Origin of the sequence: Salibacter halophilus (genome assembly GCF_008806325.1) — a bacterium.
GTDB lineage: Bacteria > Bacteroidota > Bacteroidia > Flavobacteriales_G > Salibacteraceae > Salibacter > Salibacter halophilus.
Map to the genome: position 1 here is coordinate 1 of NZ_WACR01000003.1, position 24,586 is coordinate 24,586.

Below are 24,586 nucleotides of genomic sequence, written 5' to 3' on the forward strand. Positions count from 1 at the left end.
CTCAACGAAACTGCTTGTGGCTCTTACACAGTTCCGAGTGGAGATGAGACGTACACAACGAGTGGAACATACATGGATACGATTCCGAATGCTGCTGGCTGTGATAGTGTTCTGACGATTAACTTAACTATTCAGAATACTACTGCATCGATCACAGCAACTGCTTGCGATAGCTACACCGTTCCGAGTGGCGATGAAACATACTCGGCAAGTGGGTCTTACATGGATACGATTCCAAATTCAGCAGGTTGTGACAGCATCTTAACGATTAACCTCACAATCAACAACTCTTCATCAGCCACACTCATTGAAACGGCTTGCAGTTCATATACAGTTCCCAGTGGGGATGAGACGTATATTACGAGTGGAACGTACATGGACACGATAGCAAACTCAGCAGGCTGTGATAGTGTTCTGACCATTAATCTTAGCATTGAGAGCACGAGTTCTTTAATTGATGTTACTGTATGCGACTCTTATACTGTTCCGAGTGGAAATGCTACTTATAATACTACTGGAACGTATATCGATACTATTCCTAATACATCTGGCTGTGATAGTATTATCACAGTAAATCTTACTGTTAATCCGCTCGATACTTCTGTTACGGTGTTGTCACCTGGCGGACTCGTGTCTAACGCTTCAAATGTTACTTATCAATGGATTGACTGTGAAACAAATCGAGCTATTCCTGGTGAAACTGATAGTGCGTTTATTCCTGATGTTAGTGGAAGTTATGCAGTAGAGATTAGCAATGGTTCATGTACTGATACTTCATCGTGCCGAGAAGTTATTGGAGTAGGAGTTAACCAAGAAATTTCATTGAAAGGTGTAAATGTTTATCCTAATCCAACAAGAAACATTGTGAATGTCTCTATAACTGGAAATCAAACTGCATATAAGTATCAGGTATTGGATTTTACAGGAAAGTTGATAGAGTCTGGAAAGATGAGCAAAGGGCTTAATAGAATTGATTTATCAAACAATGCCCAGGGAGTTTACTTTTTGAGAATTGAAGGCAATATTTATAGAGTGATTAAGAATTAATTCCTAATTAAAAGTTAAAGATGAAAAAGATTCTATTTATAATAATAGTTTGTTTAGTTAACATTTCATTTAAAGGCTTGTCTCAGTGGAGCCAGTTAGGAAGTCCTATAGATGGGGTTGCTTCTGGTGATGAACTTGGTTATAATGTTGCTATTAGCGGTGATGGAAATGTAATCGCACTAGGAGCCAGGTTCATGGACTCTTCAAACTCCAGTAATGTGGGGGGAGTGTTAGTTTATGAGTTATCTGGTAACCAATGGATTCAAAAAGGTTCAATATTGTATGGTGAAGACTCAGGTGAAGAAGCTGGCACAAGGGTAGATTTGAATTATGATGGAAGTGTTGTTGCCTTTGGATCACCTGACAATAGTGATAATGGAAGTAATAGTGGACAGGTAAGAGTTTACGAATGGATCTCGAATTCATGGATGAAGAAAGGTACTGATATTAATTTTCCACAGGGTTCTTTTTTAGCTGGAGCAGCTCTTGATTCGGCTGGGATGACAGTTATTGTAAGTGGTAGATCATATAATAGTAGCACTGGTAAAGCCAGAGTATATGAATGGCAGAATGGAAATTGGTCTCAAAAAGGATCAGATATAAATGGGATTCAGAGTAATGATAAATTTGGTCAGGATGTAGACATAAACTTTGATGGTTCAAAAATAGTAGTTGGAGCTCTTGGCCCTGGAGAAATGAGAGTATTTGAGTGGAGTAATAACTCATGGGGTCAACTTGGAGGTTCAATATCTGCAAGTTCATCAGGTGGACAATTTGGTCGATCAGTATCAATGAATAGATCAGGGACAATCGTTGCTTCAGGAGCTCCAACAAATTCTAATGGAGAAGTTGGAGTATTCGAGTGGAATGGATCATCATGGGCTCAAAAGGGAGTGTTTTTGAATGGAGACAATTATGGTGATAGATTTGGTTATGGAGTTTCATTAGCAAAAAATGGTGATTACCTTTCTGTTGGAGCTTTCAGTTTTGATGGAAATGGATCAGAATCTGGACAATTAAAAGTGTTTAAATGGGATAATCCAAGCTCTTCTTGGATAGAGTCAGCAAGTTTTGTTGGCTCTAACTCAGGAGATCGATTTGGTTTTAATTGTGCCATTAGTGGAGATGGTAAGAGAGTTGTAGCAGGGGCTACTTACAATGACACTCCAGGCTCAAACTCTGGTCAGGCAATTGTTTATGAGTTTGTGTGTGAAAGTCATGATACTATAAATATATCTGAATGTATTTCCTATACAGTTCCTAGTGGCGATGAAATTTACACATCTAGCGGTACATATCTTGATACTATTCCAAACGTTTTTGGATGTGATAGTTTGATAACGATTAATTTGACTATTAATAATCCTTCAATTACAACAATTAATGAGTTTGTATGTGATTCCTACACGGTTCCTAGTGGCGATGAGACTTACACGAGTAGTGGTATTTATTTAGATACGATATCGAGCTCTGTTGGGTGTGATAGTATATTAATTGTAGATCTTGAAGTGGGTGTTACAAGCTCTTTACTTAACGTAACCAGTTGTGATTCTTTTACTATTTCTGGTAGTGGAAAAACTTACTATACATCTGGGACTTATCATGATACTATAATCAATGCTTTTGGTTGTGACAGTATCATAACTATTAATTTAACAATTGATTCTCTTGATAAATCTGTTACATCAGTAACTACTTCTATTCTCTTATCAAACGAAAGTAATGCGAGTTATCAATGGATTGATTGTGAAACAATGACTCCAATTCCCGGAGAAACAAAAAACCTTTTTAGGCCAGATGAAAACGGGATTTATGCAGTGGCATTAGATAATGGTTCTTGTGTCGATACTTCAAATTGTTTCGAAATTACCCAGGTATCATTTAATGAATATAGAAATTCTTCAAGAATTGACATTTATCCAAACCCAGTATCAGATTTTGTCAAAATTAAAATTGCTGGAGATAAACCTAATTATAAATTTATGATAAGTGACTACACGGGGAAAAGATTAAAAGATGGCAGGTTTAATAATGGAATGAATATACTTGATTTATCAAACAATGCCCAGGGAGTTTACTTTTTGAGAGTTGAAGGCAATATTTATAGAGTAATTAAGAATTAAGATTTTACAGTTATATTTTATTATTAAAGGCTGTCTTTGAAAAGAGACGGCCTTTTTTTATTATCCCTCAAAAACTAAAAAAGCTCCTTAAAGAAGGAGCTTTCAAAATCAAAAGGGTGGAAGATGGGACTCGAACCCACGACCTCCTGAACCACAATCAGGCGTTCTAACCAACTGAACTACAACCACCATTTTAAAATCCTCTAAAGAGCCTCGCAAGGCCGCTTTTGATGAGGGATTGCAAAATTAGAAATAGTTTTGAAATAAGAAAATAAATAAGCTCTATAAACTACTAATCAATTTTAAAAGGTGGATAGAGCCAGGTCGTATTTTCAAGTCTTCTAAACCACGTGATTTGTCGCTTCGCGTATCTGCGGGTGTTTCGCTTGATCAACTCAATTGCTCTTTCTAAAGAGATTGACCCTTCAATGAATTCAAAAAGCTCCTGGTAACCAACTGTCCTAAGGGCTCTATGGTCCTTGTATTTTTCAACGGATTTGACTTCATCTATTAAGCCAGACTCAATCATCTTATCTACTCGCAGGTTAATTCTATCGTGAAGTTCCTTTCTATCTCGGTTGAGAACGTAGATCTTGGTATCCCAGGGTCTTGTTCGTTGAGTGTTTTTTCTGAAAGAACTAAAAGTCTTGCCGCTGGCTCTCATAACTTCGAGGGCTCTAATGAGCCTTGTATGGTTCTGATCGTCAACTTCACTGTAGAATTGAGGGTCTAACTTTTCTACTTCGTATTGTAAAAATGCTAATCCGTGATCTTTATAATCTGAAGCGACTTGCTCTTTAATTTCGGTCGGAACCGAAGGCATTTCGTCAATACCGAAGAGTACAGCGTTTATATAAAGGCCGGATCCACCTGTGAGAATTACCTTATCATGAGTTTTGAAAAGGCTGTTGATCTTCTCAACTGCATCGATTTCATACTTACCTGCATTGTATTCTTCGAGAATACTGTGTGAGTTGATGAAGTGGTGTGGGATTCCCTGCATTTCATCATTGGTAGGTTTAGCCGTACCTATTGATAATTCTTTATAAAACTGTCTTGAATCGCAGGAAACAATTTCAGTATTCCACTTTTTAGCCAGCTCAATTGTGAAATCAGTTTTGCCAACAGCTGTCGGGCCTGTAATGACGATGAGCTGCTTCATGGAGCTTACAGTTCTTCCTCAAAAGGCTCGTCAAAATCTGACTTTTCGCTGTCGTCATCATCAGGATATGCATTCATAGTTCCAAAAAGGTCCTCAGCAGTTTTGGAGTGTTGATCTGGAGCTTCGCCATATGAAAGAGAGATTTTAGGGAACTCTTCATCTTTATCAGCATCACGAATTTCAGCTACTTCAACAAAGAATGTCCACATTCTAAGAAAATCAAAAACGTATAGAATCTTTTGTTTTTGGTCTTCAACAATGTCGTGGATGAGTGTTTCTTCCATCAATTTAGCCGGACCTTGCTTGCCGGCTCCCATATCCATTAATGCAATTTCTTCACCGCGTTCCCAGTCTTCATTACTGAGGTAGAATGATGCCATTTCTGAATTATCAAACCCAAATGCTTCCTGGATCTGATTGTGAAGATCTAAAAAAGATTGGTTGTTTTTGAGTACGATATCTCTGAAAACATCCTGCTTTTCAGCAGTGTCGATTAATACACGAAACTTAAAGGCTTTTTCCATGGCTGCAAATGTAGTTTTCCTTTAGCAGTTGTACGTAATAAAAGCGAATCAGTTATCATCAATTATCTCACCTGAGCCATCACCGGTTCTATTGATAGATGGAGATCCTTTGTATCGAATATCACCACTACCGGTTATGTTGGCATTAATTGTTTGTGAAACGCGAACTAAAGCATTTCCCGAAGCTGAAATGTCAGCATCAAGCGTTCTGGAGGGCATCTCAAATCCTTCAATATCTCCAGATTGGTTGATAGTGAGATTATGACTGTTACATTCGCCACGGTATATTACCTGTCCTGAACCGTTGATTAGAGTAGTTAATTGGTCAACTCTCATGGTCAGATCGCAGTCTCCAGATCCATTGATGACAACCTGGAAGTCCTCTACATCGATGATATCTTTAGAAGTTATTTTTCCAACTTGATCTATTGTAACACCAGTTAAAGAAGGCGTACGGACAGTCATTGAAACTTCTTTGTGGTTTTGGAGACAAGATGAGTAGGAGACGTGTAAGATATTATTATTTACACTTGTTTCAATAATTTCAAGAATATTTTCTTCTCCCTCAATTTGGATTTGAGTTTCGTTTAATGAAGTATCGATTTCTACGAATACATTACCAGATATTGAAACATCAACATAACTCGCTGGCTGCAGGGTTCTGATATTCAGTTTTCGCGGACCTGATCCTGATATGCACTCGTCTTTGCAAGCGTAAATTGAAAAGACCAGGACAAAAAATATTAAGTACCTCTTCATCATGAACGATACAAAGTTAGTGCAGATCTTTTAATAGTCTGTTCAATAAAGTAAGTTCTGAATACCAAAAGTATTAATCGAGAAGCTTTTGACGGAGTAGGAACTCTAATTGCTCGTTAGCTTTCTTTAGTTTTTCGAAAAGTATTTTATTCTCTTTTCTCAAAGAATACACTTCATGCGCATTTTTGATACTGAGCTCAAGTTGCTTATCATTCCAGGGTTTAGTAATGTAACGATAAACCTGACCTTTGTTGATAGAATCAATAACGGCTTCAATATCAGAGTATCCTGTCAACAGCATTCTAATAGGCTCAGGATGTTTATCCAAAATAGAAACTAAAAATTCAACACCTGTCTCATCTGGCATTCTTTGGTCAGTGATGATTATGTGAATTTCTTCTTTTTCTAAAACTTCACGGGCTTCATTTGCTGAGATAGCAGTCCATATTTTGAAGCTTCTTCTAAAACTAGCTTTAAAAGAAACCAAATTATGCTCCTCATCATCAACATACAACACGTGGATTTTTTCCTTTTCCTTATTTCCGTCTGTCATGATTCAGTGTTATGCTTGCAATACAATAATAAGGTATTCTAGCGATTATTTAACCAAAAAAGACCGTTAATAAAGCTAAAAACCTGATACTTTAAAGGAATTGACGTGTTGGCAAAAATGCTCACAAGAAAGGAATTGTTAATTTGGTGCATTCCAAACTCCACCAATAATAGTAAATAATGGATAAACAACTTTCACAACCAATTTTTCCTAACTCATTAGATGAATTAAAATCTAAACATAGTCCAAATTTTTATTCGAAGAGCTTATATTCAGATCAATTAAAAGAACTGGCAGTTTGTAGAGATGTCACAATAAAAGGAGATGATAAAAAGACACAAGAATTTGCCAATGAACTCAGTAACTCAGTAAATGCTAAATGGGTTTATTATCCCTGGCTAAATAGTGCATATGAAATCCTTGATGAAAAAGAGTTTGTAGAGGTCAGAACCAATAGAAACCAACTTAAAATCACACCTGAGGAGCAACAACAGCTTTCAGAATCTACAATTTCAATTGCCGGTCTTTCGGTTGGTAATTCTGTGGCTCTGACCCTTGCTATGGAAAGAGTTGGGGGTCATTTAATACTGGCAGATTACGATGAGCTCGAACTCAGTAACCTCAATAGATTGAGAACCGGTATTCCCCAAATAGGATTACATAAAGGAGTAATTGCTAAAAGACAAATTGCAGAATTAGATCCATATATAAAGGTTACTCTTTTTGATGAAGGGGTAACAGACAAAAACATTACATCTTTTTTAAATAAAGATGTTGACATATTAGTAGAGGTTTGTGATAGTTTGGATCTTAAACTGTCATTGAGGGAACGTGCTAAGGAAATTGAGATTCCGGTTATAATGGATACTAACGACCGCGGAATGATCGATATAGAAAGATTTGATCTGGAACCGGACAGACCAATTTTTCATGGGTTTCTTGAAGATTTAAACATGACAAATGAAGAACTCAAAAACCCTGAAAATAAACTTAGTTTGGTTCAAAGAATCGTGGGTGAAGATATATCAGAAAGATTAAAAAAATCAATGCCTGAAATTGGCAAAACCATCTCTAGCTGGCCACAATTAGCTTCAGGAGTTATGTTAGGTGGAGCCGCATCAACAAATATATGTAGACGAATATTACTCAATGAACACAAGAAATCAGGAAGATTTTATGTAGATTTTGAGCAGATTATAGGATCATGATCAAGATAAAAGCATTTCGAACCACCCAAAATCAGGAGTCTAGTGAGCTTTTTGCTGATGGTCATGAACAAGTTTTGCGTGATTTTGGCGTAGAAAAGGTTACAAGTGCTGATCGATCCTGGATGAGAAATCCTAATGTCTATGTAATTACTGTTGAAAATGAAGATGGTTCTAAGGTTTACGGAGGGGCTCGCATTCATGTAGTGGGAGATGAAACTGAAAAGCTCCCTGTTCAGGACGCTGTTGGTGAAATGGACAGTAATATTCATTCGATGGTAAAAGCTGATATACCTGAAGGAGTGGGTGAGTTGTGTGCTTTGTGGAACGCTAAAGAAATTAGGGGAAGTGGAGTTAGTACATTTTTGACAAAAGCCAGTGTTGCAAAAGCCGGAGTTAAAATTGCGAATCTTTTGAAGATTAATATTTTATGGGTACTCTGTGCTCCATATACTGTAGGCATGGTTGAAAAAGCCGGTTTTGAAGTTGTGAGGTCTTTGGGTAATGATGGCCAGTTCCCATATCCAAAACCTGACTTACCAGCTACTGTGCTTCGATTGAGTGATACAGATGATTTATCTAAAGCGAGTGATAAAGAAAGAAAAGAGATCATGAGCTTACGAAAAGAACCAAAACAGGAACTGGTAGAAAGAGGACCTAAAGGAGAATTAATAGTATCTTACGACTTATATATTGAAGATTTGTAGATATGAATAAAATAGCCACTATATTCATTTGCTTTATTTTTTCTACGATTCAGTTTTTTGCAGCTGTCGATACAATCAGTGTTTCTGATGAAATGAATGAACGCTTTATTGGCTCAAGGGTTAGTGTTTTTACTGATTCCACCGGGTCAATGAGTGTTTTAGATGTTCTGGATAAAAGCTTTACAGAAAATACCACCTCAGTAGTCAGTTTTGATCCTTCACAAAATGCTCAATGGATAAAGTTTAACCTCAAAAATGAATTGAATTCTTCAGAAGTGATTATTGAGGTTGACTATCCCATATTAGATTATATCGCTTTGTACGAGGAGACTGATGGTAAAGTGAGAATGATAGGGAAAAAAGGGGAGGAGTTTTCGTTTGATCAACGCGGAAATGAATATCCAAGCTTTCTGTTTAAAGTCAACATTCCCAAAGGAGAAACTAAAACATACTTCATTAGAGCTAAAAGTGGAGAAGTCATCAACTTGCCAGTCTTCGTAGGGGGGAATGATGATATGATGAGTACTCTTACAACACGCTCTCTAATTTACGGTATTTATGCCGGTGTAATGCTCGTAATGTTTTTCTATAACTTCTTTATTTACTTGACAACCAGAATTAGAAGTTATCTTTACTATGTACTTTATATAGCAATGGTAGGGTTGGTACAGGCTACATTAAACGGATATACATTTCGACTTTTCTGGCCTGATTCACCTGAGGTCGCACAACATAGTCTCTTTGTAATCAACGCTCTTACAGCTTTATTTTCCATAATTTTCTTTTTTGAATTCGTATCAATTAAAAGGATTTCAAAACCGCTTTACTATATAGTAATCGGTTCAGGTTCAATTTATTTAATAGAGTTGGTCCTGGTTTTTTCGGGCAATTTCAATGATGCTTACAGCGTAATGAATATTGCAGCTCTCTTATTAGCTTTATCAATGCTTATAAGTGCCATTTATGCAGCTTTTAAAAAGTCGAGAACAGCAATTTACTTTTCTATAGCCTGGGGTTTTTTCCTTACATCTGTTATCATTTTTGTTTTGAAGGATTCGGGCGTACTGGAGTACAACTTGTTTACAGCTAATGTTCTTGAATATGGCTCAGGCCTTGAAACTATAATGCTCGCTTTTGGTTTGGCTGATTATATTAACGTCTTGAGGAAGCAAAATGAAATAGCTCAAAAAGAAGCACTGGAAGTTTCAAAGGAAAACGAGAGATTGATCAAACGTCAAAATATCGTTTTAGAACAAAAAGTTCAGGAAAGAACAAAAGAGTTGAGTCTTACCAACTCAGAGTTAAATGAAGCTCTCGATGAGCTCAAGGAAGCTCAAACACAACTTGTAGAGCAAGAAAAAATGGCGTCACTGGGTCAGCTCACAGCCGGGATAGCACATGAAATCAACAACCCCATCAACTTCGTCACTGCAAACATTAACCCTTTAAAGAGAGATATTGAAGATATTATTGAAGTTTTCGAAAAATACCAGTCCATTAAAAATGGGGATGATTTTGAATTGAAAATCGATGAGATTAATGAACTAATTGAAGAGTTGGAAGTAGATTACCTCAAAGATGAGATTAACTCTCTTCTCAGAGGAATAGACGAAGGTGCTCGCAGAACAGCTGAAATAGTAAGAGGCTTAAAAGTATTCTCAAGAGCAGAGGAACAGGATATCAAGAAAGTGGATCTACTCGAAGGACTGGAATCTACCATAACGCTTTTAAATTCAACAATAAAAAATGAAGTTGAAGTTGAGCGAGACTTCGAGAATATACCAAAAGTAGAATGCTATGCCGGTAAAATCAACCAGGTGTTTATGAATATTCTCAGCAATGCAGTACAGGCCGTGAAGGAAGATAAATCACGGTCAGAGCCCGGTAAAATCAGGCTTAAGAGTTACTCCAAAGATGAAGATGTATATATCCAATTTATCGATAATGGACCGGGAATCGATCAAGAAGTTATCAATAAAGTATTTGAGCCATTCTTCACGACTAAACCAGTGGGTGAAGGTACCGGATTAGGTCTTTCAATAACTCGAAGTATAATCCAAAAGCACAACGGAGAAATTAAAGTTGAAAACAATAAAGATAGAGGTGTAACATTTACGATCAAACTGCCAAAATACCAGGTTACAGATGATAAATAAAATTCCTCCTAAAGCTAAAATACTCTTCATCGATGATGAAGAACCTAATCGATACGGATTCATTGCCGCTTTTAGAAAGTATTATGATATCACAACGGCTGAAACCGCTGAAGATGGTAAACATCGGCTATTAGAAAATGAGTTTCATATTGTGATATGTGATGAGCGTTTACCTGGTGAGAACGGTTCCTCGTTTTTGTGCTGGGTAAAAGAAAATTACCACGATATAATAACGATGCTCATAACAGGTTATGATGATTTATCACCTGCTATTGAGGCGATTAATAAAGGCGAAATCTACCAGTATATTCACAAACCATGGAACAATGATCAAGTGAAAATAATCATAGATCAAGCTTTTGAACGGTATTGTGATCATCTTAAGATTAAAAGTCAAAATTCACAACTTGAAAAAGCATATAATGAGCTAGACAGACTCCTATACAGTGCTTCTCACGACTTAAGAGGACCGTTGACCTCAATTTTAGGTTTGACCAGACTTATAAAAAACGAACGTGATGATGCCGTGCAAGGCACATATATTGGCATGATTGAAGAAAGTGTCAAAAAGCTCGAAAATATTCTTCAGGGTATTGCTCACTTTTCAGAAAACCTCAAGATTGACTTTAAGATTGAGCCAATAAAATTTGAAGATCTTCTAGAAGACGTTTTGTACAACATTAACTCTAGAGAGTTAAAGAACAGGTCAACAAAAATCATAAAAGTTGTAAGCCAACAGAATGAATTTAAAAGCGATCCAAAAAGGGTGAAAATTATTTTAGATCATTTGTTGAGAAATGCCTGTCATTTTCAAAATGAAAAAACTGCTGAACAAACAATAAAAACAGAGGTCATTGTTGATGAAGAAGAAGCGCGCATCTCTATCTCTGATAACGGTGTAGGCTTTGATAAAGAAACTGCTGATAAAGTTTTTCAAATGTTTTACAGAGGTCACAGTCAGAGCCGTGGAGCCGGCATAGGACTATACATTGTCAAAGAAGCGGTAGAGCGGTTAGGGGGATCAGTAAAAACAGAATCAGAACTCGGTAAAGGAACTTCATTTTACGTAACAATTCCAAATATTAGGGAATAATCCTGTTTCGGTTCTGACCGATAAATTTATTGAACTTTTAACGGTAGAGAAGGACGGTACCATCGTACTCACGTAGTTGTCCGCTAAAATCTCGATATTGAATCTTCCAGAGATAGGTCTCTTGATTTCTGTTAGCACTATTACTCTCAAAGTCAGTGCCATCCCAAAACTCATTAAAATCATCAGTTTCAAAGACAAGATCTCCCCATCTACTGTAAATAGTAAATCTGTAATTTCTAATATTTCGATCTACGATTTGAGGGCCAAAAGAATCGTTTAAACCATCACCATTTGGTGTAAATGCATTGGGAATAAAGAATGCCCGGTCTTCACCCATTACATAAACGGTTTTGATGGTAGTATCAAAACAGCCGGAGTCGTTTGAAACGATTAGCTCAACATCGAAATAACCTGAATCCTGAAACTCGTAACTGTGAGTATCAGCAGTAGATACAACAGTTCCACCAATGTACCAGGTTTGAGTTGTTTCACCTTCAGATTCGTCCTGGAAGAATGTCTCAAAGTTAGTCAATCTCGAGGCCGTATCAGGGCTATAAGTAAAGTCTGCCTCAGGAGTTTCATATATTTCGATAGCGCATGAATCAGTCCTCACACTATCACAATATTCTGTACTAATTGAGAGTGTAATATCATAGCAACCAGTATCTGGAAAAGGGTAATAAAATGAAGAGTCTGTAGCGAAATAACTATCACCAAATCCAAAGTTGAATTCGTAATCTGCTGAAGTATCGTATTCTGGAATCTCGAATAATATACCCTGATTGACACATGCAGGATCAACAAATGTATAAGCGTGTGAGGGATAATTATCAACAAAGACTTGAACGGAGTCAACCTGAGTTGGTGAACCGCACCCATCAGTTAGTGATACAGTGTAATATGTCGTAGAATCAGGATCGACATTAGTCGTTAAATTAGTAGTAGTATCAGGATCGTTCCATACAAAACTATAGTTACCATCCCCACCCGAACCTATTGACCATAAGTTGGCAGTATTACCAATACAAAGTCCTGTATCAGGACTAACTGTTAGTTCTAATGGAGGTAACACATTGAGGTCAAAGGAGGCATCATCTCCTGGACAGTTGTTATCATCAGTAACAGTTACTGAGTAAGTAGTAGTATCTGTTCCCCAAACATTAATTGCAGAAGAAACTTCTGAAGTATTCCAGGTGTAAGAGTAATTTCCAGATCCGCCTGTGACGTTAGTGAAAACAGAGATAGTTTCGTTTTGGCAAGCAACTATATCATTAAGTGGACTAATTGAAATTGGAGCAGGCTCATTGATGACTAATGGTATCGTATCCTGACATCCGCCACCATTATTGACAACTACATCATAATTTCCACCACATAAACCACTTTTAGATGTTCCTCCGGTTTGGTTAGGCCAGATGTATGTATAGCCTGAATTTGAGTGTGGGATATAAACCTGAGCTGCACCGTCACAGTAACCATTACAGGTTACATCTTGTGTAGTTGATTGCAATCCATTTAATATACCAATAGTAACTGTAGCACTTCCAGAAAAACCATTGGCACAGTTACCCTGACCAGAAAAACTGGTTATCGTATATGTTGTAGTAGTTGTTGGAGATACAGTGATTTTTTGTCCATTTGAAATCAGTCTACCGTTTATATCAACATTGTAGAGGTTTGCATTTGTGCCATCAAAAATTTGAACAGTAAACGGACCTGTTCCTGTGATATCTAAATTTAAAGGAACTGAAGTCCCTTCACATGTAATCGTATCTCCTGATAATGTAGCTGTATTACTATCAATGATAGTGTGAGTATAACTATCTGTTCTAAAGTAACCGCAAGAGTCATAAATGCTAACTGTATAGTTCGTGGTATTGCTTGGGGAGGCTATTGGGTCTTGAATAGTGCTATCACTTAGTCCTGTTCCGGGTGACCAATCATAAACATTTCCATACCCTGCATCAAGCGCAATAGGATTACCCTGGCACGTTGTTACATCTGGAATATCAGGCTGAAGCGTGGTGTATTCAATACACACTGTTTGAATATTACTATTAGATGATGTGCCGCCCGTAAAACCCCAATATACGTTTGGGTCAGATCCAAAAACTGAGTTAATGATATTATTATTGTAATCAATCACAAGATTACAGTCAAACCAAACTTTAAAGTTATTAACTGCAGGATCCCACTTGACGTGTAGCGCGTGATCGAGTGAATCTTCAATATTGGTAAGTATTGACGGACCAATCAAATTGTTAGTTGAAGTGTGCGAGTTATTTCCGTTTCTCATCAGTGAAATATGATCATCAGCTGGATCTGAATTTGCAGTACTTTGATCAGTATCCATCTCCACAACCAAACTTGGTAAAATCCCATTATAACCCATATTTCCGGGTGAAGGAACTCCAGCTAAAATGCCACCCTGATGAAATGAGAAACTCATACCGTTACCACCAGTAGTGTCTTTTCCACCAAAATTTAAAGTAGCATAAAGTTCAAAGGGTTGACTCAAATCAATTTGCTGGTTATACCAAACCTGACCTGTGACATTTGCCTGATCAGATGTTAACGTGAAGCAATCATTCCCTGTGCTCGTAGCATTATTATTTAATTGATATTGTTGTCCTACAACCACTGAACTTGCGAGCAAGGTCATGATAATAGCGATACAATACTTTAAAGAAAATTCCCTTTTATCCAATTTTTCTCCAGTTTTCCGTGCAAAAATCCTGCTTTGATAAACGAGTAAATACTCAAGCGGTTTGCTAAAATAATAACTTGAATTTTAATAGGCATTAACAGCATGTTCAAATTATTTATAATAGATAGCTCGTAATGCTAATTATAAACTTTTATTTTTATCACTTTAAACATATATCAAATTCATTCATGAATAAAGTTATTGCTTGTGTGATAGCTATTTTTGCTAACTGCTTCTTGTTTTCACAGGAAAATTCTGTTAATAATATTGATCTCAGAGTAGAGCTAATGTCTATTCATGAGTTGACTAATGATCACTATTTTAGAAGTAACAGTATAAATAGTGTCAGGTTTAATATGAAAATAAATACCCCTCAAAATTATTTCTTTGGATTGTATGCATCGCTAGGAGCTTCTGATTTAGATCCAGATAACTACAATAGTTATGTCAATAATACATTTACAGGACAGGGAGCTAAGGGAGTTAGAGAAGAAATAATGCTGGATTCATATATGAATCATTCTGGGTTTAATATTGAATTAGGCTTGCCTATCGGATTTACAATTGATTTATCAGATAAGCTGTACCTGGAAACAAGTGCCGGATTTTACGTAGCCTCCTGGGCTTCAACTATTAGTTCGGCCAGGCATAAAAATGCTATAGTCGAATATTCCTCACTTGGTTCAACTGAAGAAACCTATGAGCTCAACCAGTTGAGCTCAAATGGTTTTGGTTTCTTTACAGGTGTGGACCTTTGTTATAAATCAACCGAGAGCACAAGCGTTAATATAGGTGTAGGCTACAGCATGCTCGATAAAACATGGAATATAGAACACAGGTTAGGGCCTGATCTTGGAAATACTGAATATAATGCTCTTTTAGATTTACTTCGAGTTAGAATTGGTGTCTCTATTTTATCTGAAACAGATAGTTTTTTTTAATTACTTCTTTACCATAAGCTAAACTTTCAAACACGGCATCTGTTAAATTCGTAAACTTGTGATATGAAAGAATTGTGGTCAAAGTTTCTCAACTACCTTAACCCGGCTAGAGCATTTAGAAAATCAGAGACTAAGAATTTCAACCTAAAAATGATGCATGGTATTAACCGCATTTCTATTTTACTGTTCATCATTTGTTTGATTATCATGTTTTTTAAATTTGTATTGTAATGGCTAAGTTCAGTAAGTTATCTACGTCTGAAAAGTATAAGCTGGTCAAAAATAAAGGTCATTATGTAGCTTCACGTTATCACGGATCTTTTCATATTCACCTATACAGAGTTGAAGATTTTCTTACTGAAGTGTGGACAAGAGTAGGGCTAAACCAAATATGTTGGATCGAAGAAACCGATCACAAAGTTCTAGACTCCTATGCGGATCATGTTAAACTCAATATTAGCTTTTGATGAAAACCCACTTCACTAATTTAATAGTCTCAGTTTTATTACTCATTTTTTCAGGTACGTCTTATGCTCAAATAAAATCTCCAGCCGAGCATATTAAAGCCATGAAAAACGGAACTCTTTTGGTTCGTTTACACACAAAAGAAAACTCAATCCTGATGATGGAAGTTCAGGGGCAGCAGGAGCGAGCAGATAAAACTTTCAAAAAACAGCTCGAAAAGAATAAGGCTATAATGACTTCTTTTAAGAATACATTCGACTTTGCCCCGGTCTTATATTTCTTTAGTTATGATAGCGAAAAGGTTAAAAACAAAAACTTCAATGAGGTTTTCATTAATGAAGATTTCAAAATTGATCCTAACTTAAATGTTAAAGACACTTCCAATATTTACATCATTGATGTAGGAGAAGTTTACTTTAGGCGATTTGGTTCACATATGAAGGGGATCGTAATTCTTGATGATCAGTTCAATCCCTTACCTGATGAAATGCCGGTTATTGTAAGAAAAAGAGATGCAATTGCACTTTTTAGGAGATCTTATCCTGATATGATTGTCGAGTTAAACCAAAACCTGACTGAATTTTATAACGAGTATTATTGATTCCAAATCTCCCATGCCGCTTCAGCCTGCTTTTCCAGCATCTCATGACCATTCTTAATTCTACAACCTGCATTTTTAGCACGCATTAACAATTCTGTTTTGGGCGGATTGTAAACCAAATCAAATACTAACATATGTGGTTGTAGCGCTTCATAATGAATTGGCAAAATATCATCTTTTCCGTGTTTTGTTCCAACCGGTGTCGTATTAATCAAGATGTCATATTTGGCTAACTTGTTTGGTGTAAGCGAGTCATAATGCATGATTCCGGGCTTCATGTTTCTCGAAACCAGTTCAAAAGAAATGTCCAGTTTGTCAAGAGCAAAACTAACTGCTTTTGAAGCACCTCCGGTTCCAAAAATCAAAGCATTTTGGTCAGATCCATTTAGTAATGGCTCAATAGATTCCTTAAAGCCTACCCAGTCCGTATTGTGACCGATTAACTGACCCTCATTGATTTTTATTGTGTTGACTGCTCCTATCTCAATTGCTTCATTTGATAATGAGTCGAGGAGAGCGATAATTTGACTCTTAAAAGGAATGGTGACATTTAATCCAGAGTACTTTTGGAAATCAACACTCCGTAAATTAGCAGGGTTTTCGACTTCAATTAACTCGTAATCGGCAGTGATGTGTTCGTGCTTAAATTTGTCTTTGAAGTAGGAAGGAGAGAAGGAGTGTTTTAGTGATTTACCGATTAACCCGTATGATTTCATTTCCCCGCAAAATTGATTTTGGGAATCAAGATAGGAAAATTTCGGCTCTGACCGTTACTTAGTCTTCTTTTTGAATTGCTACTTTCTCGATCAGAATAATAAATGCTGCGCCTGCGATCATTAGTCCAATTGCTAAACCGATCTGTGATGGGGCCCCAGTAATCTGTTCAAATTGTAAGGGTAATACGCTAACCTGTTCAACCGGAACAACTTCTTCCTCAGGGGTGCCGGCTTTCTTGACCATTGTTGAAATGGTCTCTTTCCATGGCCATATTTTGTTTAATGAACCTAATAAGAATCCTGAAAGTAAAGCGATTGTTGCATCGTGATATTTGTGAAACATCCACTTGAGCAGGCGGGAAAAACTCAAAAGTCCGATGATTGCTCCGGCTCCGACCGTAGCGATAATAGCAAAGTCTCTTTCGTGAACCGCATCTAAAACAGCTTTGTACGATCCCATTAACAACAGTATGAATGAGCCTGAAATTCCCGGCAGAATCATAGCACAAATGGCGACCATTCCCGATAAAAAGTAATACGGATACGAAATGGGTCCCTGCGTAGCGGAAAGAATCGTGATGTAATAGGCAATTGAAGCTCCTATAATAAAAGTAAGAATGGGAGGGAAGGTCCATTTTTTTACTTGTTTGGCGACAAACCAAATACTGGCTGCAACCAGACCAAAGAAAAATGACCAAATTGGAATGGGGTGGTTCTCCAGTAAGTATGTGATGGCTTTGGCCAGTGAAACAACACTTATTCCGATTCCGAGTAGCAGGCTAACGATGAAGTTTCCGTTGACATGATTCCACGCAGCAGCCAGGCCTTGCTCTCTCAATACTTTAAAAGTATTGAGGTCGAACTTATTAATCGTTTCAATTAACTCTTCGTAAATGCCAGTAATGAATGCGATTGTTCCGCCAGAAACACCGGGAACAACATCAGCTGCGCCCATTCCCATGCCGCGGATGGCGATTCCTAAGTACTCTTTAACGGTACGACTCATGATACGTCAAGTGAAGAATCGATTTTATCTGCCCAGGCTTTGATTCCGCCTTCGAGATTGTAGAGGTTATCGTAACCGTACATTCTTTCAAGGCTGTCGATAACTGATGCGGAACGTTTACCACTTCGGCAGTGAACAATTACCTGTTTGTCTTTAGGGATTTCATCGATACGGTCGATGATGCTGCCCATCGGGATGTGATCAGCGCCAAAGTTTGCTTCTTCAACTTCGTAGTCTTCTCTTACATCAATCACTTTGATATCTTCTTTATTGTCGAGCTTTTGTTTGAGCTCTTCAACAGTAATAGAGTTCATAGTTGCTTACTTAAAAGGTTTGGCTACATCATCAGGGATGAAGCTAAAGAATGTATCTCCGCGCAGACCCAAGCGAAGTGTTTCGAGCGGAATAACCTCTTCAGGAGCGATGTTTCCGAGGTTTACATTGGCACCAAAGTGGTTGATAAACCAAACCTGCTGAGCTTTTTGAGGAGCTTCCCAAATGATGTTTTCAGCATTTACCTGCTCTGAAATGTGATCGATCATTTCACTTTTAGCACCACCTTCAGAATCGTAAATTCCGATTGTGCCACTTTCGCGTGCTTCAGCAATCACTTTCCATGAACCGGCTTTTAGCTCACTGTTCATTTTTGAAATCCACTCGCCATCGCTGAGAACAACATCAGCACTTTTACTACCAACCTCAGAAAGTACTTTAACCTGGTTGCTCAATTCTGAGATGTATTTCAGTTTCTTTTCCTGGTCGATGTGAATGCAACCGTCAGAAACCTCTGCTACTTCGAGATCGAGCTCATCGAGCAGCCTGCGGTAGTCGTCAAACATATCGCGAACTGCATAGGCCTCGAATAACGTACCACCGAGATAGCAGTTGATGTTAGCTTCTTTGTAGAGAGCTAATTTTATTTTGAGGTTTTTGGTCAGATAAGAAGTACCAAAACCAAATTTTACAAAATCTATGAGTTCACCACACGATTCAATGATGTATTCTGTTTGAGTGTTGCTCAAACCTTTATCCATCATCATTGTGATCCCGCTTTTACGCGGTTTTTGAGTTCTTTCGGGAAGAAAGGGTAAGTCGAAATTTTTCATTTATTCTCGAATTCTTCAAGCATGTTGTTTACGAAATCGTAATCTTCAGCTTCAGGCATAAAGTCAAAGAGGTAATTAATTTTACTCTTGTCCATCGACAGGGCGAGAAACAAAATATTCTCAGCCTCATCTAACTGCCCTGATTTAGTCAAATAGGCGGCAAATCTATAATAAATTTCAGATTTGTGCGGCTGGTTATCGAGCGCTCTATTCACAACTTTTGAAAGGTTATTTTCTTCACCGGCAGTATAAAGTGTATCGCAGTAATCAACCCACACATCAACTCCTTTCATGCCTTTATCTAGAGCAATTTCAAACGAATCGAAAGCCTCTTCAAAATAGTTCATTTTTCCCTGTAGTTGGGCTAACTTGTAGTATGGCTTTGGATTGTTTTTATCAATGATAGTTGCATGACGAGCGTGGTGAAGGGCTTCAACCCATTGCTCCTGCCTACTCAGTACTTTAGCCAGGCCTAACCAGGCATCACTCATGCGCTCATCGCTCTTTACACACTTGCGGTAATAGATCTCAGCCTCACGGTAATGTTCTAGATCTTCATAACACAATCCTATGTAGTAGAGATTGACAGATTCTATAAGGTCGTATTTCAAAGCACTTTGAAATGCATCAATTGCTTTTTCGTATTCTTCTAATTTTCTTAGTGCTAATCCTTTATTGAAATGACCGCTGGCAAATTCTTCGTTGACAATTGTGCAAAAGTCAAATGATTCAAGTGCCTTTTCGTACAAACCGAGCTGAACATACATATTACCCTGGTTGAACCAGGCGTGCGAGGAGTACGGGTTCTGATCGATAAAATTTGAATAGAACTCAATTCCCTCTGTCATTTTGTCGAGTTCCTCATAACAATAGGATATCTCGTAAATCGCCTCGTCATTTTCAGGATTGCGAAATAGGGCTCTTTTGAGGTATTTTAGAGCCGGATCGTATTGTCCAAGGTTCTGATACTCAAAAGCGATATCCATGTAAACTTCATCGAGTTCCGATTCTTCGGCAATTGTCAGAGCCCTCTTTAAAGTTGATATAGCTTCTTTGATTTTTCCGTTTTGACTGAGAATTGAAGCTTTGGTTAAATATACTTCAAGGTTGTAAGGCTCGTAGTCTTCAACCGAGTTTATCGCTGTTAGTGCTTCTGTAAATCGTTCGTTTTGTGCAAGCAATTCAGCTTCTCTTATGAGTAAGTCTGAAGTTGAAGGGTGCTGCTTCTTCGCAATGTCCAAAACTTCAAAAGCCTGGGCATTTTTACGCTCACTGATATAGTAGTCAATGAGGTTTTGAAACTCCTCCACGTCAAAGAAGTATTGATCGCCTCGAGCGAGCATACTTTCGTAACGATTGATAAGTTCTTTAGGTGAGTTGCCGAATAATGAATTAAAATCTTCTTCCATTGCTTTTGCAAAGATGGTTTCATTCAAATTTAGAAAAAAGCCTTTTGCAATATTTGTGAGATAATTATGACTTATTCACAATGTTATTAACGAATGTGACGAGTACCTTTAATGCTGAATCTGCTTTATTAGAAATTGCTTGAGCGATTATGATATGCGCTTTGATTTGCGTATTGAAGTTTTTTACTTGATATCATTAGAGTCCTAACTCTTAAATTGAGCTTAAAGCAGGGATAATATGTTTCCATAAATTGATGTTCAAAACCCAACACCACTATTCGAACTGAGGTCTTTATATTTGTGGCCTTAATTAAAGGAAAACCTATCAATGACGTTAATTAAATCAATCTCAGGAATTCGAGGCACAATAGGAGGAAAGCCTAACGAAGGGTTAACACCAACTGATATTGTCAAATTCACAGCTGCTTATGGTACATGGATCAAAAATCGCAGTAATAGTGAAGAAGTCCGCATAGTTATCGGTCGCGATGCGCGCATTTCAGGTGAAATGGTTGAGCAATTAGTGGTGGGAACGCTGCGCGGACTCGGGATTGATGTGCTCAATCTCGGCTATTCCACCACGCCAACAGTTGAAGTGGCAGTGTCTAATGAAAACGCAAATGGCGGAATTATTCTCACGGCAAGTCACAACCCGGCTCAGTGGAATGCACTCAAGCTTTTGAATGAAAAGGGTGAGTTTATTTCTGGATCTGACGGTAAAGAAGTGCTTGAAATAGGAGATAATGCAGATTTTGAATTTGCTCCTGTTGATAAGATTGGGAAATATTCGGTAGACGAAAAATATATTGATAAACACATTCAGGCTGTCTTGGATTTGCCACTTGTAGATGTTGAGGCGATCAAAAAAGCAAAGTTCAACGTTGCTGTAGATGCTGTCAATTCAACTGGCGGACTAGCAATTCCAAAATTGCTCAAAGCGCTTGGAGTTGAAGAAGTTATTGAGCTCTATTGCGAACCAACTGGTCATTTCCCTCATAGTCCGGAGCCATTGCCTGAAAATCTCACTGAAATTTCATCAACAGTGAAAAAGCAAAATGCCGATCTCGGTATCGTTGTGGATCCTGATGTAGATCGTTTAGCACTCGTTTGTGAAGATGGTGACATGTTCGGAGAAGAGTACACGCTCGTTGCTGCCGCAGATTATGTTTTGGCAAATACTCCGGGAAATACGGTTTCTAATCTTTCATCGACAAGGGCATTGCGTGATGTAACTGAAAAACACGGTCGGCAATACGCTGCATCGGCAGTTGGAGAAGTCAATGTTGTGGAAAAGATGAAAGAAACGAATGCGGTCATTGGAGGAGAAGGCAATGGAGGCGTTATCTATCCGGAATTGCATTACGGTCGCGATGCGCTTGTTGGAGTAGCGCTAATTTTGAGTCACCTCGCTAAATCGGGGAAAAGTCTTTCTTCACTGCGATCTGACTATCCAAATTACCATATTTCAAAGAATAAAATTGAACTTTCACCTGAAATTGATGTCGATAAGATTTTGGCGAGTATGCAAAAGCGCTATGCGAATTACGATATCAACACGATTGATGGCGTTAAAATCGATTTTGAAGATCAATGGGTGCATTTGAGAAAATCAAATACTGAGCCTATTATCCGTATTTACACTGAAAGCGGAAGTACTTCAACTGCGAACAACCTCGCAGAAAAGGTAATGTCTGATATTAGAGAAATCATTAAACAGTAAGCGATGTCAAAAAGGGTTTATTTAGACAATGCCGCTGCAACACCCTTGGCCCCTGAGGTTTTTGATGTAATGGCACCAATGCTAAAGGATGTTTTTGGAAATCCAAGCTCTACGCATTCCTTTGGTAGAGCTGTTAAAGGAAAAATTGAACAGGCGAGAAGAACGGTTGCTAAATTGCTCAATGTAACTCCGGGTGAAATCGTTTTTACATCGGGAGGAACCGAAGCTGATAATATGGCAATAGTCGGAGCCGTGCGTGACTGCGGTGTGAAACGCATCATTTCGTCTCCCATCGAGCACCATGCTGTGCTCCATACAATTGAGGAAGTTGAGCGACTAAATAGTGTGAAAGTAGATCACGTAAACTTGACAGTTAATGGAGAAGTTGATCTCAATCACCTCGAAGAATTACTCAAACAGAGTGGTGAAAAAACGCTTGTTTCGCTGATGCATGCCAACAATGAGATCGGGAATCTTCTTCCGTTGAGAGAAGTGGGAGAGATGTGCAGGAAATACGATGCATTGTTTCATTCTGATACGGTTCAAACAATGGGGCATTACCGATTCGATTTGCAGGAATTGCCGATCGATTTTGCAACCTGTGCTGCTCACAAGTTTCACGGTCCCAAAGGTGTTGGGTTCCTCTATATCAGGAATGAAGTAAAAATTAAGCCCTTTATCCAGGGCGGAGCACAAGAGCGCAGTATGCGTGGCGGAACTGAAAATGTTTACGGTATCATTGGACTAGCTAAAGCACTTGAGTTGTCTCATGAAAACGCTGATGAACACGAAAAGCACATCGAAGGATTGAAAGATCACATGATGAGCAGGTTAGATGCTGAACTCGAAGGAGTTCACTACAACGGAATCTGTTGTGATCACGAACGATCGCTCCACACGGTTCTGAACGTTACATTACCGAAAACAGATAAGGCCGAATTGTTGTTATTCAATATGGATCTTATGGGAGTAGCTGTATCGGGTGGTAGTGCGTGTACATCGGGTAGTAATACCGGTTCTCATGTTTTGAGAGGAATTGATGTGAGTATGGAGAGGCCGAGTGTTCGTTTTTCATTTAGCCGCTACAACACAAAGGAAGAAGTTGATTACGCAATTGATTGTTTGTTGAAAATCTATCAAAAGGAAAAAGTTTAGTGCGCATAACGTTATTAGGGACAGGAACATCACAGGGAGTGCCGGTTATCGGATGCAAGTGTGATGTTTGCCAATCGTCAGATCCAAGAGATAAACGACTCAGAACCTCTATCATGGTTGAGACGGAGGGAAAAACGATTGTAGTGGATACCGGCCCTGATTTCAGACAACAAATGCTTCGCGAAAATGTGAATCAGCTCGATGCTGTACTTTTTACTCACGAGCACAAAGATCACATGGCCGGACTCGATGACATAAGAGCCTTCAACTTTATTCAGCGCAAGGAAATGACAGTCTACGCCAGCGACAGAGTTCAAAAGGCTTTAAAACGCGATTATTTCTATGCTTTTGAGGAGAAAAAGTATCCCGGAGTTCCGCAAATTCACTTAACAGATTTACACAATGAACCTTTTAAAGTGGAAGGGATCAACATTATCCCGATAGAGGTGATGCACTTCAAACTACCGGTCTTTGGATTTCGCTTTGGCGATTTCACTTACATCACTGATGCCAATTATATTTCACGTAAAGAAAAGGAAAAGATAAAAGGCTCAAAGGTGATGGTGATCAATGCTTTGCGCAAAACAGATCACATTTCACATTTCACACTCGATGAAGCAATTGAACTTGTAGATGAACTCGGTGTGGAAGAGGCTTACATCACTCATATTTCTCATCAAATGGGACTGCATAAAGACGTTGAGAAGGATACACCTGACAATATCCATTTGGGATATGACGGTCTTAAAATTGTGATTTAGTCGTTTTCAATCTTATTTTTTAAAGCTCTAATTTCATCTTCTTTTGCAAGCAATGTTGAAATATCCGCTTCAATCGTAATTATCTGTTTTATCCTGGGAAATGAAAGCCTGCCTTTCCCCACAGAGTTCGTGACGAGAAGGTTGAAATAATTGAAAATTAGGATAACTTGTTGCAAAAAGTCTTTTTTCACAACCTTGAAGCCCAGTTTTTTAGCAGTCCGCTCATTGAGAATGTAACTCGTTCCTTTTATTTTAATATCGAGATCTTTCTTTTCCTTTTGTTCATCTATTAGGTTGATGAGTCCGCTTAAAAACTCTTTAATGATAAATTGCTTTCGTTGTTGAGCATTCCAGTTCGAATCAATTACATAAAGATAATCCAGCAGCGTTCCTCCGTGAAGCTTGATAACTCCGTTTTGGCCCTTTTCGGTCAAAAGTAAAAGTGATTGATATGTCAGTTTGCCTTTATCAACCATTGCAGGGACATCCAAAAACGGAGCAATGATCGTAATGACAATCGGGAAGAGTAGGGCGGGCAACAAATAAAGGTTCGTTACAAAACCGATAACAAAAAAAATGATAATAATGGTCAGAGCCAGCAGCCCTACCTTTAACTGAACATTGCGTTGTTCTTTTTTTGTCTTTTGGTAAAACGGGTGTTGCAAAACGC

General features: G+C 38.1%; 23 protein-coding genes and 1 tRNA gene. 12 read left to right on the top strand and 12 right to left on the bottom strand.

Features of this window, described 5'->3' with window-relative positions:
• Together F3059_RS03540 and F3059_RS03545 are read left to right on the top strand one after the other, a co-directional pair.
• Window positions 1-1,047, top strand: a 1,047-nt coding sequence (locus F3059_RS03540; protein ID WP_151166576.1) for a T9SS type A sorting domain-containing protein, incomplete at its 5' end; no start/stop codon positions are given.
• Between the two features lie 20 nt (window positions 1,048-1,067).
• Entirely contained in the window at window positions 1,068-3,170 is a 2,103-nt protein-coding gene (locus F3059_RS03545) for a T9SS type A sorting domain-containing protein (RefSeq protein WP_151166577.1), read from the top strand.
• Window positions 3,171-3,284: 114 nt separating this feature from the next.
• Here the strand turns inward: F3059_RS03545 and F3059_RS03550 are convergent.
• The 5 genes from F3059_RS03550 to F3059_RS03570 all read right to left on the bottom strand — a co-directional run bounded on the left by F3059_RS03550 (window position 3,285) and on the right by F3059_RS03570 (window position 6,168).
• Window positions 3,285-3,360, bottom strand: a tRNA-His gene (locus F3059_RS03550).
• 102 nt (window positions 3,361-3,462) lie between these two features.
• Window positions 3,463-4,332 carry a tRNA (adenosine(37)-N6)-dimethylallyltransferase MiaA gene (miaA, locus tag F3059_RS03555; RefSeq protein ID WP_151166578.1) on the bottom strand — a complete coding sequence of 290 codons (870 nt, stop codon included), beginning with the start codon at window positions 4,330-4,332 and terminating at the stop codon, window positions 3,463-3,465.
• Window positions 4,333-4,337: 5 nt separating this feature from the next.
• Window positions 4,338-4,856 (bottom strand): IS1096 element passenger TnpR family protein, encoded by a 519-nt coding sequence (locus F3059_RS03560; protein ID WP_151166579.1) that lies wholly within the window; start codon window positions 4,854-4,856, stop codon window positions 4,338-4,340.
• 48 nt (window positions 4,857-4,904) lie between these two features.
• Window positions 4,905-5,618 (bottom strand): head GIN domain-containing protein, encoded by a 714-nt coding sequence (locus F3059_RS03565; protein WP_151166580.1) that lies wholly within the window; start codon window positions 5,616-5,618, stop codon window positions 4,905-4,907.
• 70 nt (window positions 5,619-5,688) lie between these two features.
• Window positions 5,689-6,168, bottom strand: coding sequence for a response regulator (locus F3059_RS03570; RefSeq protein WP_151166581.1), 480 nt, complete (start codon window positions 6,166-6,168; stop codon window positions 5,689-5,691).
• 179 nt (window positions 6,169-6,347) lie between these two features.
• Between F3059_RS03570 and F3059_RS03575 the strand changes: the two genes are divergently transcribed.
• The 4 genes from F3059_RS03575 to F3059_RS03590 are packed head-to-tail and all read left to right on the top strand — an operon-like array spanning window position 6,348 to window position 11,329.
• Window positions 6,348-7,376 (top strand): ThiF family adenylyltransferase, encoded by a 1,029-nt coding sequence (locus F3059_RS03575; protein WP_151166582.1) that lies wholly within the window; start codon window positions 6,348-6,350, stop codon window positions 7,374-7,376.
• Window positions 7,373-8,080, top strand: coding sequence for a GNAT family N-acetyltransferase (locus F3059_RS03580; RefSeq protein ID WP_151166584.1), 708 nt, complete (start codon window positions 7,373-7,375; stop codon window positions 8,078-8,080). Before F3059_RS03575 ends, F3059_RS03580 begins: the two co-directional genes overlap by 4 nt.
• Before the next feature lie 2 nt (window positions 8,081-8,082).
• Window positions 8,083-10,236 (top strand): sensor histidine kinase, encoded by a 2,154-nt coding sequence (locus F3059_RS03585; RefSeq protein ID WP_151166586.1) that lies wholly within the window; start codon window positions 8,083-8,085, stop codon window positions 10,234-10,236.
• Window positions 10,226-11,329 carry a hybrid sensor histidine kinase/response regulator gene (locus tag F3059_RS03590; RefSeq protein ID WP_151166588.1) on the top strand — a complete coding sequence of 368 codons (1,104 nt, stop codon included), beginning with the start codon at window positions 10,226-10,228 and terminating at the stop codon, window positions 11,327-11,329. The genes F3059_RS03585 and F3059_RS03590 overlap by 11 nt, the downstream gene beginning before the upstream one ends.
• Window positions 11,330-11,366: 37 nt before the next feature.
• Here F3059_RS03590 and F3059_RS03595 read toward each other — a convergent pair whose 3' ends face one another.
• Window positions 11,367-14,036 (bottom strand): lectin-like domain-containing protein, encoded by a 2,670-nt coding sequence (locus tag F3059_RS03595; RefSeq protein WP_151166590.1) that lies wholly within the window; start codon window positions 14,034-14,036, stop codon window positions 11,367-11,369.
• Window positions 14,037-14,392: 356 nt separating this feature from the next.
• Here F3059_RS03595 and F3059_RS03600 point away from each other — a divergent pair, with 356 nt between their 5' ends.
• The 3 genes from F3059_RS03600 (at window position 14,393) to F3059_RS03605 (ending at window position 16,043) form a co-directional block, all read left to right on the top strand.
• Window positions 14,393-14,977, top strand: coding sequence for a hypothetical protein (locus F3059_RS03600; protein WP_151166592.1), 585 nt, complete (start codon window positions 14,393-14,395; stop codon window positions 14,975-14,977).
• A gap of 63 nt (window positions 14,978-15,040) precedes the next feature.
• A complete protein-coding gene (locus F3059_RS13860; protein WP_394349546.1) occupies window positions 15,041-15,208 on the top strand; it encodes a DUF6728 family protein in 168 nt (55 codons plus the stop codon).
• A 235-nt stretch (window positions 15,209-15,443) separates the two neighbouring features.
• Complete coding sequence (locus F3059_RS03605) at window positions 15,444-16,043, top strand: hypothetical protein (protein WP_151166594.1); 600 nt, start codon at window positions 15,444-15,446, stop codon at window positions 16,041-16,043.
• On the opposite strand, the gene F3059_RS03610 is transcribed toward F3059_RS03605, so the two are convergent.
• From F3059_RS03610 to F3059_RS03630, 5 genes are read right to left on the bottom strand one after another with little or no spacing between them, the layout of a single operon-like run.
• Entirely contained in the window at window positions 16,037-16,759 is a 723-nt protein-coding gene (locus F3059_RS03610; RefSeq protein WP_151166596.1) for a shikimate dehydrogenase family protein, read from the bottom strand. The genes F3059_RS03605 and F3059_RS03610 overlap by 7 nt on opposite strands.
• 58 nt (window positions 16,760-16,817) lie before the next feature.
• Complete coding sequence (locus F3059_RS03615; protein ID WP_151166598.1) at window positions 16,818-17,765, bottom strand: DUF368 domain-containing protein; 948 nt, start codon at window positions 17,763-17,765, stop codon at window positions 16,818-16,820.
• Entirely contained in the window at window positions 17,762-18,079 is a 318-nt protein-coding gene (locus F3059_RS03620; protein ID WP_151166599.1) for a rhodanese-like domain-containing protein, read from the bottom strand. Before F3059_RS03620 ends, F3059_RS03615 begins: the two co-directional genes overlap by 4 nt.
• A 6-nt stretch (window positions 18,080-18,085) precedes the next feature.
• Complete coding sequence (locus F3059_RS03625) at window positions 18,086-18,871, bottom strand: phosphosulfolactate synthase (RefSeq protein ID WP_151166601.1); 786 nt, start codon at window positions 18,869-18,871, stop codon at window positions 18,086-18,088.
• The gene (locus tag F3059_RS03630) at window positions 18,868-20,307 is read right to left on the bottom strand and encodes a tetratricopeptide repeat protein (protein WP_151166602.1); all 1,440 of its coding nucleotides are present in this window, start codon (window positions 20,305-20,307) and stop codon (window positions 18,868-18,870) included. Before F3059_RS03630 ends, F3059_RS03625 begins: the two co-directional genes overlap by 4 nt.
• A gap of 301 nt (window positions 20,308-20,608) precedes the next feature.
• On the opposite strand from F3059_RS03630, the gene glmM reads away from it, so the two are divergent.
• The 3 genes from glmM to F3059_RS03645 are packed head-to-tail and all read left to right on the top strand — an operon-like array spanning window position 20,609 to window position 23,916.
• Entirely contained in the window at window positions 20,609-22,000 is a 1,392-nt protein-coding gene (gene glmM, locus F3059_RS03635) for a phosphoglucosamine mutase (protein ID WP_151166604.1), read from the top strand.
• A 3-nt stretch (window positions 22,001-22,003) separates the two neighbouring features.
• Entirely contained in the window at window positions 22,004-23,155 is a 1,152-nt protein-coding gene (locus F3059_RS03640; protein ID WP_151166606.1) for a cysteine desulfurase family protein, read from the top strand.
• Window positions 23,155-23,916 carry an MBL fold metallo-hydrolase gene (locus F3059_RS03645; protein ID WP_151166607.1) on the top strand — a complete coding sequence of 254 codons (762 nt, stop codon included), beginning with the start codon at window positions 23,155-23,157 and terminating at the stop codon, window positions 23,914-23,916. The genes F3059_RS03640 and F3059_RS03645 overlap by 1 nt, the downstream gene beginning before the upstream one ends.
• Here F3059_RS03645 and F3059_RS03650 read toward each other — a convergent pair.
• Window positions 23,913-24,581, bottom strand: coding sequence for a hypothetical protein (locus tag F3059_RS03650; RefSeq protein WP_151166609.1), 669 nt, complete (start codon window positions 24,579-24,581; stop codon window positions 23,913-23,915). The two genes, F3059_RS03645 and F3059_RS03650, sit on opposite strands and share 4 nt — an antisense overlap.
• Window positions 24,582-24,586: the final 5 nt, after the last annotated feature.